General features: G+C 72.2%; 22 protein-coding genes and 1 riboswitch. Of the genes, 10 read left to right on the top strand and 12 right to left on the bottom strand.

Annotated elements, in window-relative coordinates:
* Positions 1-45: 45 nt before the first annotated feature.
* Together DEJ17_RS14885 and DEJ17_RS14880 are read right to left on the bottom strand one after the other, a co-directional pair.
* The gene (locus DEJ17_RS14885) at positions 46-489 is read right to left on the bottom strand and encodes a thioesterase family protein (protein ID WP_110894962.1); all 444 of its coding nucleotides are present in this window, start codon (positions 487-489) and stop codon (positions 46-48) included.
* On the bottom strand, positions 486-1,091 hold the full coding sequence (locus tag DEJ17_RS14880; RefSeq protein WP_110894961.1) for a QsdR family transcriptional regulator: 606 nt from the start codon (positions 1,089-1,091) through the stop codon (positions 486-488). The genes DEJ17_RS14885 and DEJ17_RS14880 overlap by 4 nt, the downstream gene beginning before the upstream one ends.
* A gap of 59 nt (positions 1,092-1,150) precedes the next feature.
* On the opposite strand from DEJ17_RS14880, the gene DEJ17_RS14875 reads away from it, so the two are divergent.
* Positions 1,151-2,332, top strand: a complete 1,182-nt coding sequence (locus DEJ17_RS14875) for an acyl-CoA dehydrogenase family protein (protein ID WP_110894960.1) — start codon at positions 1,151-1,153, stop codon at positions 2,330-2,332.
* Positions 2,333-2,429: 97 nt separating this feature from the next.
* Here the strand turns inward: DEJ17_RS14875 and DEJ17_RS14870 are convergent, their stop codons facing one another.
* Positions 2,430-4,472 (bottom strand): alpha/beta fold hydrolase, encoded by a 2,043-nt coding sequence (locus DEJ17_RS14870; protein ID WP_110894959.1) that lies wholly within the window; start codon positions 4,470-4,472, stop codon positions 2,430-2,432.
* On the bottom strand, positions 4,469-5,365 hold the full coding sequence (locus tag DEJ17_RS14865) for a patatin-like phospholipase family protein (protein WP_110894958.1): 897 nt from the start codon (positions 5,363-5,365) through the stop codon (positions 4,469-4,471). Before DEJ17_RS14865 ends, DEJ17_RS14870 begins: the two co-directional genes overlap by 4 nt.
* Before the next feature lie 113 nt (positions 5,366-5,478).
* Here DEJ17_RS14865 and DEJ17_RS14860 point away from each other — a divergent pair, with 113 nt between their 5' ends.
* The gene (locus DEJ17_RS14860) at positions 5,479-6,288 is read left to right on the top strand and encodes a GAF domain-containing protein (protein ID WP_111236062.1); all 810 of its coding nucleotides are present in this window, start codon (positions 5,479-5,481) and stop codon (positions 6,286-6,288) included.
* Positions 6,289-6,329: 41 nt separating this feature from the next.
* A complete protein-coding gene (locus DEJ17_RS14855) occupies positions 6,330-6,515 on the top strand; it encodes a hypothetical protein (protein ID WP_111093138.1) in 186 nt (61 codons plus the stop codon).
* A 91-nt stretch (positions 6,516-6,606) separates the two neighbouring features.
* Here DEJ17_RS14855 and DEJ17_RS14850 read toward each other — a convergent pair whose 3' ends face one another.
* Together DEJ17_RS14850 and DEJ17_RS14845 are read right to left on the bottom strand one after the other, a co-directional pair.
* Positions 6,607-7,638 carry an NADPH:quinone reductase gene (locus DEJ17_RS14850; protein ID WP_110894956.1) on the bottom strand — a complete coding sequence of 344 codons (1,032 nt, stop codon included), beginning with the start codon at positions 7,636-7,638 and terminating at the stop codon, positions 6,607-6,609.
* A 160-nt stretch (positions 7,639-7,798) separates the two neighbouring features.
* Positions 7,799-8,161: a helix-turn-helix domain-containing protein gene (locus tag DEJ17_RS14845; protein ID WP_071247254.1), complete on the bottom strand. Its 363-nt coding sequence runs from the start codon at positions 8,159-8,161 to the stop codon at positions 7,799-7,801.
* A 108-nt stretch (positions 8,162-8,269) separates the two neighbouring features.
* Here DEJ17_RS14845 and DEJ17_RS14840 point away from each other — a divergent pair, with 108 nt between their 5' ends.
* Entirely contained in the window at positions 8,270-8,917 is a 648-nt protein-coding gene (locus DEJ17_RS14840) for an NAD(P)-dependent oxidoreductase (protein ID WP_110894993.1), read from the top strand.
* Between the two features lie 187 nt (positions 8,918-9,104).
* Here the strand turns inward: DEJ17_RS14840 and DEJ17_RS14835 are convergent, their stop codons facing one another.
* A complete protein-coding gene (locus DEJ17_RS14835; protein ID WP_110894955.1) occupies positions 9,105-10,427 on the bottom strand; it encodes an MFS transporter in 1,323 nt (440 codons plus the stop codon).
* A 147-nt stretch (positions 10,428-10,574) separates the two neighbouring features.
* Here DEJ17_RS14835 and DEJ17_RS14830 point away from each other — a divergent pair, with 147 nt between their 5' ends.
* Positions 10,575-11,432, top strand: a complete 858-nt coding sequence (locus DEJ17_RS14830) for a LysR substrate-binding domain-containing protein (protein WP_110894992.1) — start codon at positions 10,575-10,577, stop codon at positions 11,430-11,432.
* 168 nt (positions 11,433-11,600) lie between these two features.
* On the opposite strand, the gene DEJ17_RS14825 is transcribed toward DEJ17_RS14830, so the two are convergent.
* Entirely contained in the window at positions 11,601-12,788 is a 1,188-nt protein-coding gene (locus DEJ17_RS14825) for a hypothetical protein (RefSeq protein WP_146239733.1), read from the bottom strand.
* Between the two features lie 97 nt (positions 12,789-12,885).
* On the opposite strand from DEJ17_RS14825, the gene DEJ17_RS14820 reads away from it, so the two are divergent.
* Entirely contained in the window at positions 12,886-13,854 is a 969-nt protein-coding gene (locus DEJ17_RS14820) for an aldo/keto reductase (RefSeq protein ID WP_110894953.1), read from the top strand.
* 127 nt (positions 13,855-13,981) lie between these two features.
* Here the strand turns inward: DEJ17_RS14820 and DEJ17_RS14815 are convergent, their stop codons facing one another.
* Positions 13,982-14,617 carry an NADPH-dependent F420 reductase gene (locus DEJ17_RS14815; RefSeq protein WP_110894952.1) on the bottom strand — a complete coding sequence of 212 codons (636 nt, stop codon included), beginning with the start codon at positions 14,615-14,617 and terminating at the stop codon, positions 13,982-13,984.
* A 77-nt stretch (positions 14,618-14,694) separates the two neighbouring features.
* Here DEJ17_RS14815 and DEJ17_RS14810 point away from each other — a divergent pair, with 77 nt between their 5' ends.
* From DEJ17_RS14810 to DEJ17_RS14795, 4 genes are all read left to right on the top strand, one after another.
* On the top strand, positions 14,695-14,991 hold the full coding sequence (locus tag DEJ17_RS14810; RefSeq protein WP_110894991.1) for a GNAT family N-acetyltransferase: 297 nt from the start codon (positions 14,695-14,697) through the stop codon (positions 14,989-14,991).
* A gap of 21 nt (positions 14,992-15,012) precedes the next feature.
* Positions 15,013-15,474, top strand: a complete 462-nt coding sequence (locus tag DEJ17_RS14805) for a VOC family protein (protein WP_110894951.1) — start codon at positions 15,013-15,015, stop codon at positions 15,472-15,474.
* Between the two features lie 83 nt (positions 15,475-15,557).
* Positions 15,558-16,028, top strand: coding sequence for a MarR family winged helix-turn-helix transcriptional regulator (locus DEJ17_RS14800; protein ID WP_110894950.1), 471 nt, complete (start codon positions 15,558-15,560; stop codon positions 16,026-16,028).
* Positions 16,025-16,534, top strand: a complete 510-nt coding sequence (locus DEJ17_RS14795) for a metallophosphoesterase (protein WP_110894949.1) — start codon at positions 16,025-16,027, stop codon at positions 16,532-16,534. Before DEJ17_RS14800 ends, DEJ17_RS14795 begins: the two co-directional genes overlap by 4 nt.
* A gap of 60 nt (positions 16,535-16,594) precedes the next feature.
* On the opposite strand, the gene DEJ17_RS14790 is transcribed toward DEJ17_RS14795, so the two are convergent.
* The 3 genes from DEJ17_RS14790 to thiM all read right to left on the bottom strand — a co-directional run bounded on the left by DEJ17_RS14790 (position 16,595) and on the right by thiM (position 19,727).
* Entirely contained in the window at positions 16,595-18,118 is a 1,524-nt protein-coding gene (locus DEJ17_RS14790) for a bifunctional hydroxymethylpyrimidine kinase/phosphomethylpyrimidine kinase (RefSeq protein ID WP_258366838.1), read from the bottom strand.
* Positions 18,115-18,864 (bottom strand): thiamine phosphate synthase, encoded by a 750-nt coding sequence (gene thiE, locus DEJ17_RS18110; RefSeq protein ID WP_258366836.1) that lies wholly within the window; start codon positions 18,862-18,864, stop codon positions 18,115-18,117. Before thiE ends, DEJ17_RS14790 begins: the two co-directional genes overlap by 4 nt.
* On the bottom strand, positions 18,861-19,727 hold the full coding sequence (thiM, locus tag DEJ17_RS14785) for a hydroxyethylthiazole kinase (RefSeq protein ID WP_181421225.1): 867 nt from the start codon (positions 19,725-19,727) through the stop codon (positions 18,861-18,863). The genes thiE and thiM overlap by 4 nt, the downstream gene beginning before the upstream one ends.
* Positions 19,716-19,811, bottom strand: a riboswitch (TPP riboswitch). Its footprint overlaps the gene before it by 12 nt.
* Positions 19,812-19,907 lie beyond the last annotated feature (96 nt).

The raw sequence follows: 19,907 nt of genomic DNA, 5'->3' as shown, positions 1-19,907 counted from the left end.
CGATCGCGGGGTTCGGGGGCACTTCGGTTGTGCGGAGGGTCCTGGTCAGTCGGCCACGGCGGGTTGCTGCGCGACCATCGAGCCGGTCACGAGCTCGCGGAGCTCGGTGGGCAGGGGGATCGGACGGCGGGCACCTTCGCGGTCGATGATGACGTGCACGAACTCGCCGGTGGCGAGCAGGGCGCCGTCGGACTGCCGGAACAGGCCGAAGTCCCACGACAGGCTCGTGTTGCCGAGGCGCTTCGAGCGCATGCCGACCTCGATGACGTCCGGCCAGACGGCGGACTCGACGAACCGGCAGCTCGACGACACCAGCACGGCGATCCACTCAGACGAGAACGGGTCGAGCCCGGCGACCTCGCGGAACCAGTACGTCGACGCGTTGTCCATCGCCGAGTAGTAGATCGTGTTGTTGACGTGCCCGAACATGTCGTTGTCGTTCCACCTGGTGGGGTAGGTCCGGCGGAACGGGTACTCGTCGATGGTCATCGGTCTCCGATCGGTGCGGGTGTGGCGTGCACCGCGTCGGGCCGCAGGACGTACTCGAACGCCGCGCGGGCCCGGTCGGGATCAGGGGTCTCACCGGAGATGAACTCGGCGTAGGTGAACGACTCGGAGATCCGGACGAGCAGCCGCGCGAGCTCCTCAGCCGACAACGGTGCCGGATCGAACGTACCCGACGACTCCTGTTGCTCGATGAGTGTGGTCACCCGGGCGACGAACCGGCTCTGCACGTCGCTGTCCGAGGTGGTGAGCAGACGCATCGCCCGGGCGGGTTCGCGGGTCAGGAACGCCCGGAAGTACGGGGCGTCGATGAGGTCGGCGGTGAACCGGTCGAGCACGACGACGAGCCGCGCTGCTCCGGTCGCCCCGACCGCTTCGGCGGCGTGGGTGGCCCCGTCGAGGGTCGGGACTGCGAGGGACCACAGGATCTCGGACAGCAACCGGTCACGGTTGCCGACCCAGCGGAACAGCGACGTGCGGTCGACGCCGAGCGACGCGGCCAACGCGCCCATGTCGATCCGTGAGCCGGCGATGAAGGTGTGACGGGCCTCCCGGAAAGCGCGCAGCGCAGAGTCCGATGTGTACACGCGATCCTCTCTTGCAACGTTTTCGAGAATGATGCATCGTGGTTCCCATGTCAACGACGATGCCCGCGACGCCCCAGCTCGAATCGGACTTCTACGGCTTCCAGCAGCAGCTCACGGAGCAGGAGCGCGCGTCGCTCGGGCAGCTCCGGCAGTACCTCGAGCGCGAGGTCCGGCCGATCGCCGACGAGTACTGGGCGCGCGCCGAGTTCCCGATGCAGGTGATCGCGCCGCTCGCCGAGCTCGGCATGTACGGACCGGGCGTCCCGCTCGTGCGGCAGTTCGAGAACTCGGCCGTGTACCGCGGCTGGGCGGCCCTCGAACTCGGACGCGTGGACGCGAGCGTCGCCACCTTCATCGGCGTGCAGTCCGGCCTGGCGATGAACTCGATCGCGGTCGCCGGCAGCGAGGAGCAGCAGCGCGAGTGGCTGCCGCGGATGGCCACGGGTGAGATCGTCGGGGCCTTCGGGCTGACCGAGCCGTACTCGGGCAGTGACTCGGCGAAGGGCCTGCGCACCACCGCTCGGCGCGAGGGCGACGAGTGGGTGCTCGACGGCGAGAAGCGCTGGATCGGCAACGCCACCTTCGCCGACGTCGTCGTGATCTGGGCGAAGGACGTCGCCGACGGCCAGGTCAAGGGCTTCCTCGTCACCACGGACACCGCGGGCTTCACCGCGACCAAGATCGAGGACAAGATCGCACTGCGCGGCGTGCAGAACGCCGACATCGTCATGCGGGATGTCCGCGTGCCCGAGTCGCGTCGGCTGCAGAACGCCACCTCGTTCCGCTCGACCGCCGAGGTGCTCCGACTGACCCGCACCGAGGTCGCCTGGCAGGCCGTCGGCATCGCGGTGGGGGCGTACGAGGCCGCGCTGGCCTACGCCCGCGAGCGGATCCAGTTCGGCAAGCCGATCGCCGCACACCAGCTCGTCCAGGACCTGCTCGTCAAGTCGCTGTCGAACATCACGGCCTCGATCGCACTGTGCACCCAGGCCTCGGCCATGCAGGACGCCGGGGTCGGTGGCGACGAGCACTCCGCGATGGCCAAGGCGTTCGCCACCGCGAAGATGCGGGAGACCGTCGCCTGGTGCCGCGAGGTGCAGGGCGGCAACGGCATCGTGCTCGACAAGGGGGTGGCCCGGTTCTTCGCGGATGCCGAGGCGATCTACTCGTACGAGGGCACGCGCGAGGTCAACACCCTGATCGTCGGGCGGGCGATCACCGGGCAGGCCGCGTTCGTCTGACGGCCCGCCGCCTCCGCTGAACACCGGTGTTCGTGCGTTGCACACCCGCATCGAGGGGTTCGTTGCGCGAACACCGGTGTCTTGCGGCCCACTTGCGCTACCCGAGCAGCGCCGGCCGCTCCCACTCCTGGTCGAGCACGTGCTGCCCGAGGAACGCGAACACCGTCTCGTACCAGACCACCGCGTGCTGCGGAGCGAGCACCCAGTGGTTCTCGTCCGGGAAGTACAGGAACCGGTGCGGCATCGAGCCATCCGGCGCCGCGTGGTGCTCCGCGAGCTCGGACCAGAGCCGCAGCCCCTCGCCGATCGGCACCCGGTAGTCCTTGTCGCCGTGGATCACGAGCATCGGTGACGTGATGTCGGCCACGAACCGGTGCGGATCGTTCGCCGCGATCCCGTCGGCGTCGAAGATCGAGGACCAGTACTGCGACATGTCCGTCGTGCCGTTGAACTGGTCGAGCGCCCACAGGCTGGCGTGGGTGACGATCGCGCGGAACCGGTCGGTGTGTCCGGCGACCCAGTTCGCCATGTACCCGCCGAACGAGCCGCCCATCGCGGCGGTGCGGCTCGCGTCGATGTCCCCGCGGGCCTCGGCGGCGTCGGTGATCGCCATCAGGTCGGTGTAGGGCGCCTGCCCCCAGGCGTTCCAGCCGCGGTTCACGAAGTCGAGTCCGTAGCCGGTCGACAGTGCGGGGTCGGGCAGCAGCACGGCGTACCCGCGGGCCGCGAGCAGCATCGGGTTCCACCGCCACGACCACTGGTTCCACGAGTTGAGCGGTCCGCCGTGGATCCACAGGACGAGCGGGTGCGGCCCGTCGCGCTCGGGCACGACGAGCCAACCGCGCACGCGGGCGCCGTCGGCTGCGGTCGTCTCGACCTCTTCCAAGTGGGCGGGCACGTCCGGCAGGGGCGCCGGCGTCGCCAGCGGGGTCACCGTGCCGTCGGTCGCGATCCGGACGGGGTGCATCGGTGCTGCCCAGGAGGCCCGGAGCGCCACGACCACGCCCGTCGCCCCCGCCACGCGCAGGCTCGAGTACGCCCAGTCGTCGTGCGTCAGCTGCTCGACGGCTCCGCCGTCGAGGGGGATGCGGAAGACCGGTGCGCGGCCGTCCTGGTCGGCGACGGCGAGGAGGGCTCGGTCGCCGTGCTCGAACACGAGCTCGCTCGGCCAGCGGTCCCAGTCGGTCGCGATGCGGCGGGCGTCGGAGCCGTCGATGCCGGCGACCCATACCTCTTGCTGGTTCGCGCCGGCCGGGGTGGAGCGGACGGTTCGGACCCAGGCGATCGTCCGGCCGTCGTGGCTGAGTGCCGGCATCTCGTGGTCGACGTCGACGTCGTCGAACAGCACCGTGCGGTGGCCGGTGGACAGGTCGATGGTGACGAGCGTCGAGCGGTCTCCACGGGCCTCCCGGACGCCGACGGATGCCAGCAGGACCGATCCGTCGGGCGTGAGCGCTCCGCTGACGTGGTCGAGCGAGCGGCCCGGTGCCGGCGTGCGGTCGAGGGGTCGGGCGGGGTCGCCGCCGACGTCCGCGGCGTCGCTGGCGGCTGTGTCGAGCGTGAGGACGTGGGTCTGTGCCGGGCCCAGGTCGTGGTCCCAGTACCGGACCGGGTAGGTCTCGTGCAGGATCGCGCGGACCTGCTTGTCCTTCCGGGTCCTCCGGAGCTCCGCGTCGGCCTCGAGCACGGTGGCCGGGTCGGAGCCGGCGCCCGGCAGCAGGTCGGCGGTCAGCGCGACGACGTCCGACGAGGCTGCGGTGGCGAGGACCCCACCGACGCCCCCGGCCAGGCGGGTGAGCGGACGGGCCTCGCCACCGGTCGCGGGCAGCACCCAGAGCTGGGCGGCCTCGAGGTCGGCGGCGTCGGCGTCGGGCCGGGCGGAGACGAAGAGCAGGTCGCCGGCGCGGGTGAACGCGATGCCGCCCTCGCCCTTGGCGGAGCGGGTCAGACGGACCGGGCGCGCGGCGGTGTCGGCGGTCGGCGTCACGGGCACCTGCCAGATCGATCGGCGGTACCCGGTGGCGTCCGGGTCGAGCGCACTGACCGTCAGCGCGACGCGGGTGCCGTCAGGGCTGATGTCGATGCCGTCGACGCGGGGGAGCGCGATGTACTGGTCGAGGTCGGAGAACCGGGTGCTCATGCGTGCACGCTCGCCAGGTCCTCGGCCCAGAAGGCGGCGACCTGCTCGGCGACCGCGGTGCCCTGGGCGTGGCCGGCCTCGGCCGACGGCGCCTGCGTGGCGAGCGAGAGCGAGTTCGTGCCGAAGGCCTGCTGGGACGCGCTGTCCGCCACGACGACCTCGACCGACGAACCACCGGCCCGCAGTGATTCGACGGCGACGTCGACCCACGGTCCGCACGGCGACGGCCCCTCGGGACCGCAGGCGATGACGAGCACCCGCTCGTACCCGGCGGCTGTGTCGGCGTTGGTGCCGGAGCGGACGCCACCGTCGACGTGGGGGCGGCCGTCGATGGCGACGGGGGTCCAGACGAAGGGAACCGAGCAGCTGGCGGCGACGGCGCGGGGGAGCGGGACGCCGTCCGCGGCCGTCAGGAGGCGGAAGGAGCCGTCGGTGGCGTCGACCGCCGTGACGGCGAGCGGCTTGTCCGGCCACTCGGTGGACGGGAGCGTCTCACCGAAGGTCGCCGTGCGCTCGTCGTCGCTCTGCCCACCGACGACCTGCTGGGCGGCCTGGCCGAGTCGAGCTCGGGCGTCCTGCTCGCTGGTCGCCCCCTGCAGTGCCGCGCCGACGTGCTGCTGCACGGCTTCGACGTCGATGGGGGCCGGCTCTTCGTAGGTGGTCGGCGCCGGGGTGTGCTGCTGGTCGTAGGCCTGCTGGACGGCACCGTTTCGGACGAACGCGCCGACGACGCTGCCGGCGCTGGTGCCGACGACGAGGTCGGCGGCGTCGAGGTCGACGCCGGCTTCCTGCAGGGCGACGAGGACACCGACTTCCCACGCGATGCCGGCGACACCTCCGCCACCGAGGACGAGGGCTCTGGATCCGGGAACGGGCGTGCTGACGTCGGTCATGGGTCCTGCTTACCAGCTGCGTGCGACGGGCCGGTGGAGGCCGACACGTCCTGTGGAGAACCCGCCTGTGGACAACTCCGTCCGCGTCGGTGGCGTGACCTAGCGTCGTGGTCATGGGGCAACAGCGTTCAGGACGGGTCGGCACGGTCGTGTGGCCGATCGTGGTGGCCGCTGCGCCCACCGCGGCGTTCCAGCTGCCGAACCTGTTCGTCACGCCGGCGGTCCGACTGTCGCTCGTCGCGTTCGGGCTCGTCGTGCTCGTCGGCGCCGTGACGGTGCAGGTGGTCCGGACCCGGCGCAGCGACGCCGCACGGTCGGTGGCCGAGGACAACGCCACCGCGGCAGAGCTCGAGCAGTCGACAGCGGTCCGGTACGCGTTCGGCCAGATCGCCACCCGGCTCGTCCGGTTCACCGAGCTGCCCCGGTCCGATCGCCACGGCGAACTCTCGGTCGTCGCCGACCGCGTCGCCGTGGCCCTGGCGTTCTACCTGCTGCCGAAGGTGCCCGACGTCCGCGCGAACGTGTACCAGCTGTCCACCGACCTGCGGGCGCTCGAGCCGATCGGTCACGGTGGCGCCGGCGACACCGCCGGGGTCTTCCGCGCGGGCACGCCCTACGGCGACCGCAACCTCGAGTGGGTGCTGGTCGGGGGATCACCCCGGATCGTCGGTGACCGCTCCGCCGATGTGGACGTCGACCAGGACCTGCCGGGCTTCGAACCGCGGTACACCTCGTACGTCTCGGTGGTGATCCGGTCCGACCAGTACTCGTTCGGCATGCTCACCGTCGACTCCCCGGTCCCCGACGCCTTCACCGAACTCGACGCCAAGAACATCGCGATGATGGCGTCGTTCATGGCCGTCGCGTTCTCGCTGACCTACTCGTTCCCCGAGCGCGACCGCAATCCAAGGAAAGGCCCGTGATGCTCACACGCTCTGTCGGACGCTCGACGTACGATGCCCCCATGACGACCGTGAACCCTGCTCCGCCGTCGTTCGGGCGTGCCCGGATCTCCTCGCCGAACTGGAACGACACCACCACCGACGCCGACTACGAAGACCTCGACGTCATCGCCGCCAACATCGAACGCGAGCGCGCTGCAGCCCGGCTCCGGGTCACCGCAGCCATCGCTGCGCGTCTGGGTCGCTGACCCCTCCCGCATCGTCCACGACGAACGGCCCCCACGCGTGCGCGGGGGCCGTTCGTCGTCTGCGGAGGCCGAGCCGGATCCGGTGTCGCGGCTACCGCGCCTCGGTCACGTCGATGAGCACCTTGCCGACCGTGTCCTGCTCGACCGCGTCGTGCGCCTGGGCGGTCTGCTCGAGCGCGAACCGGGTGAGCGGGAGACCGGCGTCCTCGCCGACCGGCAGCACGCCGTCGTGCAGCGCCTCGGTGAGGTCCTCGGCCGCCGCGGACAGCGCCTCGTCGCCGATCGTGTAGAGCAGCAGGAACTGGTAGCGGGCGTTCACGCTCATGTTCGGGCGGATCGGCAGGCTCGCCTCGTCACCGCCGTTGTTCGCGTAGATCGACACGACGCCGTGGTTCGCCAGCACGTCGGCGACCAGCGCGGCGTTCTGTGGGATCGACACCTCGACGACGATGTCGACACCGTCCGGCGCGATCGACCGGATGCGCTCGGCGGCGTCCTCTTCGCGGTAGTTCACGACGTGGTGGGCGCCGGCCGCAGTCGCCAGTGCCGCCTTCGCGTCCGAGCTGATCGTCGTGATGACGGTCGCTCCGGCCCAGCGGGCGAGCTGGATCGCGGCGTGCCCCACGGCACCGGCGCCCCCGGCGACGAGCACGGTGAAGCCGTCGAGGGCTCCGGGGCTCAGGCGTGCGGGGCCGTCCTCGTGCGTGGTGAGGGCCCGGTGCGCCGTCATCGCGGGGACGCCGAGCGAGGCGCCGACGTCGAACGAGACGCCATCGGGCAGCGGGACCACGCGCGACTCGGGCACGACCGTGTACTCCTGCGCGGTGCCGGTCGGCCGTGACGCCGCCGCCATGAACAGCCAGACGCGGTCGCCGACGGTCAGCCGTTCGACTCCGGGACCGACGGCGTCGACGACGCCTGCGCCGTCCTGGTTCGGCGTGATCTCGGGGAACGGCAGCCCGTCCCCGTAGGTGCCGCCGGCGCGGGCCTTCCAGTCGGTCGGGTTGACGCCGGAGACGACGACGCGGACGCGGACCTCACCGGCACCGGGCTCCGGGATCTCCCGCTCGACGAGTTCGAGGACGCTGCTGGCACCGGGCTTCGTGTAGACGATCGATCGCATGTCCCCAGGCAACCACTCGTCGCCGTCGGGGATTCCGAGTGCGGGGGACGCTGGGCCACATCGTGAGCAGAAGGTGTCGCTTGCGATCCTCGGACCCGACCGTTTCTGCTCACCAAGCCCGCGCGCCGCGCGCCCCGCTCGCGCCCGCCCGCGCCACGCCTCAGCGCGCGTCGTACCCCTCGCGCGCCTCGGCGACGTCGGGCATGTGCGAGGTGGCCCAGTCCTCCAGCGGCACGAGCACCGTGCGCAGCGACCGCCCGAGCTCGGTCAGTTCGTACTCCACGTGCGGCGGGATCTCGGGGAACACCGTCCGCGTCACCATGCCGTCGCGTTCGAGCGCCCGCAGCGTCTGGGTGAGCATCTTCTGCGAGACCCCCTGCACCCGGGCCGCCACCGCCGAGTACCGTGCGGGACCGTCGGCGAGGGCGCCGATCGTCAGCACGCTCCAACGGTCGCCGATCCGGTCGAGCAGCTGCCGGCTGGGGCAGTCCGCCGCGTAGGGGCTGTACTCGAGTGCTGACATGGTGTCCTCCGCAACGCACCGCCAGGTGCCTACTTACTGAAAGAGAGTAACTCTTGTACGGTGACTGTCAACGTCACCGACGCCCGTGACGTCCACGAAGGGAACACCATGACCAACATCGTCGTCTTCGGAGGCACCGGCTACGCCGGCTCCGCCATCACCCACGAGGCACTCTCCCGCGGCATCACCGTCACCGCGGTGGCGCGCGACACGAGCAAGCTCGAGCCGGCCGAGGGCCTGACCCTGGCGCAGGGTGACGCATTCGACGCCGACTTCGTCTCCGAGGTCACGAAGGGTGCCGACGTCGTCATCGTCTCGCTCCACGCCGTGCAGGCGGACGGCAGCGAGCTGAAGGACAGGTTCCAGCACTTCGTCGATGCCGCCGCCGCAGCCGGTGCCCGTCTCGGCATCGTCGGCGGTGCCGGTTCGATGCGCGTGTCCGAGGACGGCCCCCGCGTCTTCGACACCGACGGCTTCCCGGACGCCTTCAAGGGCGAGGCGACGAGCCACGCGCAGATCCTCGACGCCCTCCGCGCCTCGGGCACCGAGGTCGACTGGTTCTACGTGAGCCCCGCCGCGGCCTTCGGCAGCTACAACCCGGGCGAACGTCGCGGCACCTACCGCGTCTCCGACGAGGTCCTGCTCGCCGACGCCGAGGGCAACTCGGACATCTCCGGCGCCGACTACGCGATCGCCTTCGTCGACGAGATCGTCACCCCGGCACACCACCAGACGCGCTTCGGCGTCGCCTACTGAGGCACCGCCCCTCGCGGGACACCGGTGTTCGCGCAACACACCGCGGGATCCCGCGGCGTCGAGCGTGGACACCGGTGTTTTGCGCACCACCCCGCACCACCCCACGCGACCAGCGGGCGGACGGGAGGCGCGGGACGGGGCCGCCACGGGCCTCCAGTCCGGCGGGTGGTCACCACCAGTGCCCCCGCTAGTGCGCGACGATCGCCGGCACCGGCAGGTGGTGGCGCATCCGCACCGCCAGGTGCAGGCCGCCACGGCGGGCGAGCACGAGCGCGATCACCGCGGCCGCAGCGGCCGGCACGCCGCCGGCGACCATCATCCCCACGTGCGCCCCGAAGCGGTCGACGACCTGACCCATCAGCGGCCCGCCGATTGCCTGCCCACCGAGCAGCACCAGGACGTAGAGCGACATCACCCGGCCGCGGATCGCCACGTTCGACGACAACTGCACGAGCGAGTTCGACGCCGTCTGGAACAGCAGCTGCGACATCCCCACCGCCACGAGCGCGACGGTGAAGGGTGCGATCGCCGGGATCGATCCGGAGACGACGAGCAGCACGCCCGTCCAGAAGACCCCGCCGACGATGGTCCGGAGCCGCACCACGGCCCGGCGGGTCGACAACAGCGCGCCGACGAGCGCTCCGATCGCGACGGCGGAGTTGAACACGCCGTAGCCGCCGGCACCGACGTCGTACACCTGTGACGCGAAGGCGGACAGCAGCACGGGCATCGTCAGCGCGAACACCGAGAAGAACGCCACGAGGATCACCGGCACGATGATCGTCGGCTTGTGCACGGCGTAGCGGAGGCCCTCCACCAGCTGTCCCTTGCCACGCGGAGCCGAGGGCGTGCGGTGGAGTTCGGAGACCTTGAGGAAGCCGAGCGTCACCACGACGGCGACGCAGGCGATCGCGTTCACGCCGAACGACCAGCCGGCGCCGACCGCGACGAGCAGTGCTCCGGACAGCGCCGGACCGATCATCCCGCCCAGCTGGAACACCGACGAGTTCACGCTGATGGCGTTCCGCAGGTGCTTGTGCCCGACGATCTCGGTGACGAACACCTGGCGCGCCGGGTTGTCGATGACGGTGACCATGCCGACCAGGAACGCGATCACCCAGATGTGCCACGCTTCGACGACGCCGGCGAGCGTCAGGACGGCGAGCAGTGCGGACAGCACCGCGAAGGCGCCCTGCGTGATCATCATGAGCGCACGCTTCGAGAACCGGTCGACCAGGACGCCGCCGAGGAGCCCGAACAGCAGCATCGGCGCGAACTGGCACGCCACCGTGATGCCGACCTGCGCGACCGAGCCGGTGAGCTGCAGCACGAGCCAGTCCTGGGCGATGCGCTGCATCCACCCGGCGGTCATCGCCACGAGGTTCGTCGCGGTGAACAGCCGGAAGTTCGGCACGGACAGGGCGATGAGCGTGTGGCGCCACGGCGGGCGCGTGGCCTGGATCGGGAGCGGTTCGGTGGGCGGGGGGAGGGTCGTCGGTGACGCGCTCACGGTGCGGGGTTCTCCGGACGTCGGGGTGGATCTGGTACCCCAACGAAACTACGTGGTCCCCGGTCATTCGATGCCCCTATGGTGGTTATCACTCCATTGCGATGTCGAATGACCGCGCGAACGGCCGCGCGAACGAACGAGGTGCCCGTGCTCGATCCGGTCCTGCTGCAGACGTTCCTGGCCGTCGCCGAGACCGGCAGCTTCACGCAGGCCGGCTCCCGGCTCGGCATCAGCCAGCCGACGGTGTCGCAGCACGTGCGGCGGCTCGAGACAGCGGTGTCGCGCACCCTGGTCGCCCGCGACACCCGCGGCGTCGCGCTGACCGACAACGGGGACGCGATGGCCGGGTTCGCCCGGACGATCCTCGCCGCGCACGCCACCGCTGACGCCTACTTCTCCGGCGCCGCCACCCGCGGACGGCTCCGGTTCGGGGCTGCGGACGACCTCGCCATCACCCAGCTGCCCCGGATCCTGCGGGACTTCCGACGGCTGCACCCGCAGGTGAACCTCGAGCTCACGGTGAACCAGTCGTCGCCGCTGCTCCGCCGGGTGCACGCCGGGCAACTCGACCTGGTGTTCATCAAGCAGACGGCGGGGGCGTCCGCCGAGGGCACCCGGGTCGCCACCGACCAGATGGTGTGGATGGCGCAGGACGGCATCGCCCTGGAACCCGGCGAACCCGTGCCGCTCATCGCCTACCAGGCGCCGAGCATCAGCCGGCAGATGGCGATCGACGCCCTCGAGGCGGCCGGCCGCACCTGGCGGATCACCTGCAACACCCGTGACGTCAACGGGGTGCTCGCCGCGGTGCGAGCGGGCATCGGTGTGGCGGTGTTCCCGCACTCGTTGATCCCGGCGGACCTGGTGAAGGTGTCGCAGCGGCTCGGGCTGCCGGACCTGCCCGCGGTCGACTACGTCCTCATCGCGAACCCGACGGTGCAGCGGGAGCCGATCGACGCCCTGACGAACGCGATCCTGTCCCGCGGGGTCGTCCGCGCCGTCTGAGCTCATGCATCGACGGCGAGACGCCGGCGTGTTCGGGCTGGTGCCTGTAGCAAGACGCCGGCGTGTTGTCTCGACACCGCGTCGACGTCGAGACGCCGCGACTTTCGGGGGCGTCTCGACGTCGACGCGGCGTCCTGCCGAGACGACGGCGTCTGAGCGCTCGCTGCGCTACGGGGCGAGTGTCGGAGTCGTGCCGCTCCCCGTGACGTCCGGCAGCGTCACCCCCGCGAGCGGCAGCAGCGCCGCAGCGACCGCCCACAGCAGCACGACCGTGCCGACACCACCGAGCACGGCACCGAGCAGCCCGACGGGCCGCTGCCACGTGGCCGTCCGGTCGCGCAGGGCCACGATCGAGAGCAGCAGCGCGAGCAGTCCGAGCACCACGCCGACACCGTGCACGATCGCGGGAGCGGTGAACCACCAGGCCGCCAGACCGATCGTCGCGATCCCGGCGACGGCACCGAGCACCGCACCGGCGGTCGCGCCGAGCGCGCGGCGTGGCTCCGGCGTGGCGACTGCGGCCACGGGCTGGTCGAGCAGTTCGGTCGGGAGGCCCGCCTCGCCCCCGCCAGCACCCTGCGGCACCGGGGCGGGTGCGACCACGGCCGTGGTCGCGACTGCGGACGGTGCCGGGTGCAGCACGGCGTCGAACGACCGTGCGGGTGCGGGAGCGGGTGCAGGAGCGACCGATCGTGCGGCGGCCTGCTGGTGGGCGAAGCGTCGGGGTGTCCGGTAGCCGATCGGGCCGACGGGCTCGGGTTCGGTGCCCTCGACGACCACGTGCTCGAGCCCGGGTACCGAGAACCGGGGCTGTCCGGCGACGGGCACGGCAGGCGCGGCCGGGGCGGCATCCGGTGCCGGAGTCGTCAGCGGTGCGACGAGCGGGGTGGCGTCCGCCGACGCGGGTGCAGCGGCGACCGGGGAGACCGGCACCACGAGCCCCGACGCGGCGACGACCGACGACGGCGGCACCGCCGGGTTCTCGAACGGCACGGTGTGCACGTTCGGCGACGTCGGTGCCGGGGGCAGCAGGTCGTGCTGCGGCGGGAAGTCCGGCACCGGGGCGTCGGCCTCGACGAGGGCGGCGATCGATGCGGGCTCGGGGGTCTGCGCGTTCTCGGCCGCCGGGTCGGCAACCGACGCGCTCACGGCCGGGGTGACCGTGGTCGGTGGGACCGGCGCCGCGTGGGCGGCGCGTGGCGAGGCGGGGGCGGGGCGGGCCTCCCGGTCAGGGGCGTTCACGTGACCGACGGCGGCGACCCGCTCGGGCGCGACCTCGTCGACGGGCGGCGCGGTCACCCAGGCCGGTACGGGCCGACGGGGCCGGTCCGATTCGGGCATGCGATGCGCTGCCACTGCGGCGCTCCTTCCGTCGACTGATCCACGCTCAGTTGTAGCGGCAACCGCTGTGTGGATCGCAGCCCCAGTTCGGGGTCGCCGGTACGGTCGGGTGATGACCGGAATCGAACACCGTCCCCTGGGCCCCTCGGGGCTCGTCGTCTCCACCGTCGGCCTCGGCTGCAACAACTTCGGGCGGCGGGGCACCGCGTCCGAGTCGCAGGAGGGCACCGACGCAGTCGTCGCCGCCGCCCTGGACGCCGGGGTGACGCTCTTCGACACCGCCGACATCTACGGCGGCGTGCCAGGCATGTCCGAGGAGATGCTCGGACGCTCGATCCGCGGCCGCCGCGACGAGATCGTCCTCGCCACCAAGTTCGGTATGGACATGCAGGGCGCGAACGGCCCGGACTGGGGCGTCCGCGGGTCCCGCCGGTACGTGCGGCTCGCGGTCGAGTCGTCGCTTCGCCGCCTCGGTACGGACTGGATCGACCTGTACCAGATGCACCGGCCCGACGACGTGACACCGATCGAGGAGACCCTGTCGGTGCTCGACGACCTGGTCCGCGAGGGCAAGATCCGGTACGTCGGCCACTCGAACTTCGCGGGGTGGCAGATCGCCGAGGCCGAGTTGACGGCGTCGATCGCCGGCACCACCGCGTTCGTGTCCGCGCAGAACGAGTACAGCCCGCTCGCCCGGGATGCCGAGGCCGAGGTCCTGCCGGCCGTGCGGGCGTACGCGCTCGGGTTCCTGCCGTTCTTCCCGCTGTACAACGGGCTGCTCACGGGCAAGTACACGAAGGCGGGCGGTCCGGCCGACGGACGGCTGACGACCTCGAAGCCGCAGGTGCTCGAGGACGCCCCGTGGGACGTCCTCGAGGACTACCAGCGGTTCTGTGACGACCGGGGTGTCACGATGCTGCAGGCGACTTTCGCGTGGTTGCTGGCGCAGCCGGGGCTGTCGAGCGTCATCGCCGGGGCGACGAAGCCGGAGCAGATCACGCAGAACGTCGAGGCGGGAACGACGTGGACGCCGACCGAGGACGACATCGCGGACATGACGGTGATCTTCGACCGGGCCTGAGCGGACGGGCGCGGTTCACGTCGGTCGTTTTCGCGCTGAGCGACAGGTCGCGGGGTGCGGAGCCCGTGAGATCTCGCCCAGCGCGAAACGGCGGCGGTGTGGCGGTGCTGCGCGGAGCCCCCGGCACCTAGCGCGTCGCGGCGGCCAGGGCGTCGCGCAGTTCGGCGGCGGTCATCCGCGGGCCGTAGCCGGGGGTGTCCCGCTGGATGCGCCAGCCCTCGGCGAGCGGTCCGGCGTCGACGACGTCGAAGCCGAACCCGTCGATGAGCTCGGCGACGGTCTGCTTGGCGGATTCGTCGTCGCCGGCGATGACGAGGGCACGACGCTCGGGGGTGCCCGCTGCTGTCGCGTGCCCGGTCAGGTCGTCGGCGCCGATGTGGTTGAACGCCTTCACGACGCGGGCGCCGGGCAGGTGGTCCTGCAGCAGCTCGGCGGTGGTCGTGGACTGGTCGTCGAGGGCGGCGATGTGGCCGTCGCGCTCCCAGTAGTAGTTGTTCGTGTCGATGACGACCTTGCCGACGAGGGGTTCGACGGGGATCGTCTCGATCGCGGCGAGCGGTACCGTCACGACGACGATCTCGCCCGCTGCGGCTGCCTCGTCGCGGGTCGCTGCGCGTGCGCCCTCGCCGAGTTCCGTGACCAGGTCGGTCAGGGTCTCCGGGCCGCGGGAGTTCGCGATGACGACCTGGTGGCCGTTCCGTACCGCGAGTCGTGCGAGCTGGGATCCGATGTTGCCGGCGCCGATGATTCCGATGGTTGTCATGGTGTCCCTGCAACGCTGCCCGACGTCGTGCATTCCCCGGGCGGCACGAACGCCCTTCCGGGAGCATGATGGCGGGCATGGACCACGAGTTCCGCGACGAGACCGACCAGGACCGCTACGCGATGTACGTCGACGGCGAGCTCGTGAGCGTGCTGGACTACCGCGTCAACGGTGACGCGGTAGCGTTCCCGCACACCTACACGGTCCCGAAGCACCGCGGCCACGGCTACGCGGCCGAACTCGTCGAGTTCGCCGTCGCCGATGTCGAGTCGTCGACCACGAAGCGCATCGTGCCGATGTGCTGGTTCGTCGGAAAGTGGTTCGACGAGCATCCCGAGAAAGCCGACCTGCTCAGCCGCAGCGCCGCGGACTGAGCACCGAACGAAGGGGCTCTCGTGCCCACCATCACCCCGTTCCTCTGGTACGACGACCAGGCCGAGCAAGCAGCCGAGTACTACGTCGGGCTGTTCCCGGACAGCCGCGTGGACAGCGTCAGCCGGATGCCCGACGGCCGCGCCCTCGTCGTCGAGTTCACGCTGCTCGGCAAGCCGTACCGCGCGATGAACGGTGGCCCCGGCCACCCGCACACCGACGCGGTGTCGTTCCAGATCGACGTGGACACGCAGGACGAGCTCGACCGCCTGTGGGACGCGCTGCTCGCCGACGGCGGGAGCCCGATGGCGTGCGGGTGGTTGACCGACCGCTGGGGTCTGGCGTGGCAGGTGACTCCGTCGATGCTGGGGGAGTTGATGAGCGGATCGGGCGACCCGGAGGCCAACGCCCGGGTCTTCGAAGCGATGATGCAGATGATCAAGCTCGACATCCCCGCGCTCCAGGCCGCGGCAGCCGCCCGCTGACCCCACATCAGGCGTACCCGCCGGTATGGTGACGGGACGAGAAGACCGCCGGCCGGCGCCGGCACAGACAGGCTGGAGCCACCATGGACCACCCGAGCTCCAAGGTCCGGAACAGCGACATCAGCCGGGCGTACACCGAGCTCGCCCGCATCACCCGTCGGGCGAGCATCCGTGCCCGTGGCTCGGACCAGGTCCTGAGCGTCGTCGACCAGTCCCTCGTCGACTTCGTCGTCCAGCACCCGGGCTGCATGGCCATCGACATCGCGCGCTACCTGCGACTGAACCGCTCCACGATCTCGCGGCAGCTGTCCGGGCTCCTCGCTACCGGGCTGGTGCGGACGACCGACGGCGGCAGCGGCAACGCGAAGCCGCTCGAGGCGACCGACGCCGGCCGCGCAGCGCTCGAGCGGTCGGTGCAGCTGCACCGCGACGCGCTCGACGAACGGCTCGCCGACTGGTCCGACGACGACATCGCACTGCTCGCCGGGCTGCTGGAGCGCCTCGGTGCCTCGGACGAGGCCGGGCTCCCGATGCCGGCACCCACCGAGCCGTGACGACGTCGTTCGTCCTGCTGTCCGACACGCACCTGCCCAAGCGCGCGAAGGACCTGCCGCCCGGGCTGTGGGCCGACATCGTCGCCGCCGACCTCGTGGTGCACGCGGGGGACTGGGTCGACCTGGCCACCCTCGACGCCGTGCAGGCGCGGTCCAGCCGCTTCGAGGGCGTGCGGGGCAACAACGACGGTGCGGAGTTCGACGACCGGCTGCCGCTCGTCTCCCGGTTCGGCGTCGAGGACCTGCGCTTCGCCCTGGTGCACGAGACCGGCGCCTCGACGGGTCGGGAACGGCGGATGGACGCCGAGTACCCCGACACCGACGTGCTCGTCTTCGGCCACTCGCACATCCCGTGGGACACCGTGGCGCCGTCGGGGATGCGCCTGCTCAACCCCGGCTCGCCGACCGACCGCCGTCGCCAGCCCGACCACACCTGGATGCGCGGCACGGTCAGCGGCCCCGAGCTGTCCGTCGAACTGGTGCGGCTGCCTCCGGTCGCCCGCTGATCCCCGCCGAGACTCGGCCCGGAGGACAGTTCTCGGGCGAGCCGGCCCGAGAACCGTCCCTCAGCGCGAGACTCGGGCGCCGCGTGCCTCCGTCGGCATCCGGAAGAACGCGAGCTCCCACTCCGCCGAACGCCGGAACGCCCGCGCCATCCGCCCCCGCTCGTCGGGCGTCGCGGCACGGGCCAGCTCCTCGACGAGCCGGGTGGCCTCGGCACTCGACGCCGCGAAGCCCGGGTCCCCGTACGCCGTGATCCAGTCGGCGAAGGCGTGCCCGTCCGGAGCGACGCCGAGCTGCGCCCCGACCCAGGCGTAGACCCGGAAGCACGGCAGCACCGCGGCGGCGAGCACCGCCGGGGAGCCGGAGTCGGCGGCCTCCTGCAGGTGTGCGAGGTACCCGGCGCACGTGGGGTGCACGGGATCGTCGGCGTGCGAGCCGGCGAGCCGACGGTGGTGCAGGTCGCGGGCCTCGTCGGCACACCCCTGCGCAGCAGCCGCCCAGAACGCAGCAGCAGCACCGACACCCTCACCCGAACCGGCAGCGGAGCCAGCACCAGCACCGGGGGTACCAACGCCGAGCGCCGCCAGGTGCCGCTCGTACGCCCGCAGGTAGTGGACGTCCTGCGCCAGGTACCCCGCGAACACCTCCGGCTCGAGCGTCCCGTCCCGCAGTCCCACCAGGAACGCGCACTCGATGGTCTCCTGCAGCACCGACGCCGCATCCGCCCACCACACGTCCGTGTACGACACCGCCGGCAGGGCTGCCCGCGCCTGCGCCCCGTGGTCGACCGGACCGTTGCCGCTCCCGACCGCCAGGGCATCCGCCCCGCGCAGGGCCGCCGTCAGCCAGTCCTTCGCCACCCCGACCGCGAGTTCCCAGTCGCCGTGCCGCGCGGCGAGCGTCGCGATCGCACTCGACAGCGAGCACCCGGTGCCGTGCGTGTTCGTCGTCACGACCCGGGGACCCCGGAACACCCGCACGGTTCCGTCCGCCGCCACGAGCACGTCGTCGGAGGTCGGCCCCTCGTCGTGCCCGCCCTTCGCCAGCACCAGGACGTCCCACCGCGCCGCCACGGCACGCGCCGCAGCCAGCGACGAAGCCGACGACGACGATGCACCGGAACCAGCCGCGCCCGACCCGGCGAGCTCCGCCAACACCGCCAGCTCGGCACGGTTCGGCGTCACCAGGTCGGCGAGCGCGAACAACGCCCCCATGGCCGACGCCGCGTCCGCGTCGAGCAGCCGGTCCCCACTCGTCGCCACCATCACCGGGTCCACGACGACCACCGGCGGCCGGTGCTCCCGCAGCCAGTCCGTCACGACCCGCACGACGTCGGCGGTGCCGAGCATCCCGATCTTCACCGCGTCGACCACGACGTCGTCCGACACCGCGTCGAGCTGCTCCCGCAGGAACCCGACGTCCGGCACGTGCACCGCCCGCACCCCGTGCGTGTTCTGCGCGACGAGCGCTGTCACGACCCCCATCCCGTACCCGTCGTGCGCGGCGATCGCCTTGAGGTCCGCCTGCATCCCGGCCCCGCCCGTCGGGTCGGTCCCGGCGATGCTCAGCACCCGTGGGACGCTCATGCGTCCGCCCCGTGGTTCGTGGCGTCGGCCTGGAGGAAGGGCGCGCCATCACCCGACGGCCGCGCCTCCGCATCGTGGCCGGGTCCAGGCCCCCACGCGGCCACGTACGCCGCCGCGGCGGACCCGGGGTCGGCCGCGGCGCAGATGCCCGACACGATCGCGACCCCGGCGGCCCCGGCTGCCCGGAGCGGCACGACGTCGTCGAGCGTCACCCCACCGATCGCCACGCACGGCACCTCGGCGGCGGCGGCCAGCCGGGCGAAGCCGTCGTGTCCGAGGGCCGGCGGGTGGTCGGCCTTCGTCGCCGTGGGGTGCACGACCCCGACGCCGAGCAGGTCGACGGTGCCCCGGGGGAGTCGCTCGACGGCAGCCAGGTGCGCGAGCGTGTTCGCGGTGAGGCCCACGTGGGCGTCCGCTCCGAGCAGCGCGCGGGCGGCGGTGACCGGGACGTCGGACTGGCCGAGGTGCACGCCGGCGACCCGGTGTCCCGCGTGCCGTGCGGCGAGGGCGACGTCGAGCCGGTCGTCGACCACCACCGTCGCGCGGTCCCCGACGGCGTCGGCGACGGCAGCGGTGAGCGCCAGCAGGTCGCGGGCGGAGGCGTCCTTGTCCCGCACCTGCACGATCCGGACCCCGGCGTGCACGGCGGCACGGACGACCCCGAGCACCCCGATGCCGTACCGGTCGGCCAGGGTGCCGTCGGTCACCAGGTACACGCCGAAGTCCGCCGCGTGCCGCGCGCTCACGCCGACACCGCCCGGGCGTCGACCGCGGGTGCGGTCTCGACCGTGATCCGTGCTTCGCGGACGACGTCCTCCGGCGTCAGCGACGCCAGCCGGTCGAGGAACAGCGGCTGGAAGGTCCCCGGTCCACCGGCGTCCCGCGCCGCGAGCTCGGCGGCGATCGTGTGCACCGCGGTGGCGGCGACGGCAGCGGCCCCCGCGTCCTCCGGCGAGACCGACGTGAACGCGGCGACGACCGCGCCGAGCGCGCACCCGCCACCGGTGATCCGCGTCAGCAGGTCGGTCCCGTTCGCGACCCGGACCACACCGATGCCGGGCGCGACCAGCAGGTCGACCGCACCCGACACGGCCACCGCGGCCACGAGCCTCCCGTCCGACGCAGCGACGGACGCGACCCGGGCGTCCTCCGTGCCCACGGTGCTGTCGACCCCGCGGCCACCAGCCGAGTCGCCGAGCAGGGCGAGCACCTCGGACGCGTTGCCCCGCAGCACCGTCGGGCGCAACGCGAGCAGGTCGCGCGCCAGCGCGGTCCGCACCGGCAGTGAGCCGACGGCCACCGGGTCCAGGACCCACGGGGTACCCGCGTCACGAGCGGCGTGCACCGCCTCGAGCGCGGCGACCCGCGCTTCGGCGTGCGGGGTACCGGTGTTCACCAGCAGGGCGTCCGCGACACGGGCGAACGGCCCCGCCTCGGTCGGCACGTCGACCATCGCGGGCGAGGCCCCGAGCGCGAGCAGCACGTTCGCCGTGACGTTCTGCACGACGGTGTTCGTGATGCACTGCACCAGCGGGGCCCGGGCACGCACGGCCTCGAGCAGTTCGGCGGTTCGGTGGGCCCAGGCAGGGGAGGGCACAGCGGTCTCCATGGACGATCCCTTCGCGAGTACGAGCTCGAGCAGGTTCGACGGGTGTGATCTCAGCCGCTGGATGCGGCACCCCGTGTCTCGAGCGACACCGTACACGACGCCCGGTGACCACTTCGAGGCCCGCTCCGGGCACCGTGTGCCAGGGTTGGACCGTGCCAGACCTGTCTCTTATACACATCT

Origin of the sequence: Curtobacterium sp. MCSS17_011 (genome assembly GCF_003224275.1) — a bacterium.
Lineage (GTDB): Bacteria > Actinomycetota > Actinomycetes > Actinomycetales > Microbacteriaceae > Curtobacterium.
The sequence above is the reverse complement of the archived record's forward strand: the minus strand, read 5'-3'. Positions and strand labels throughout refer to the sequence as shown.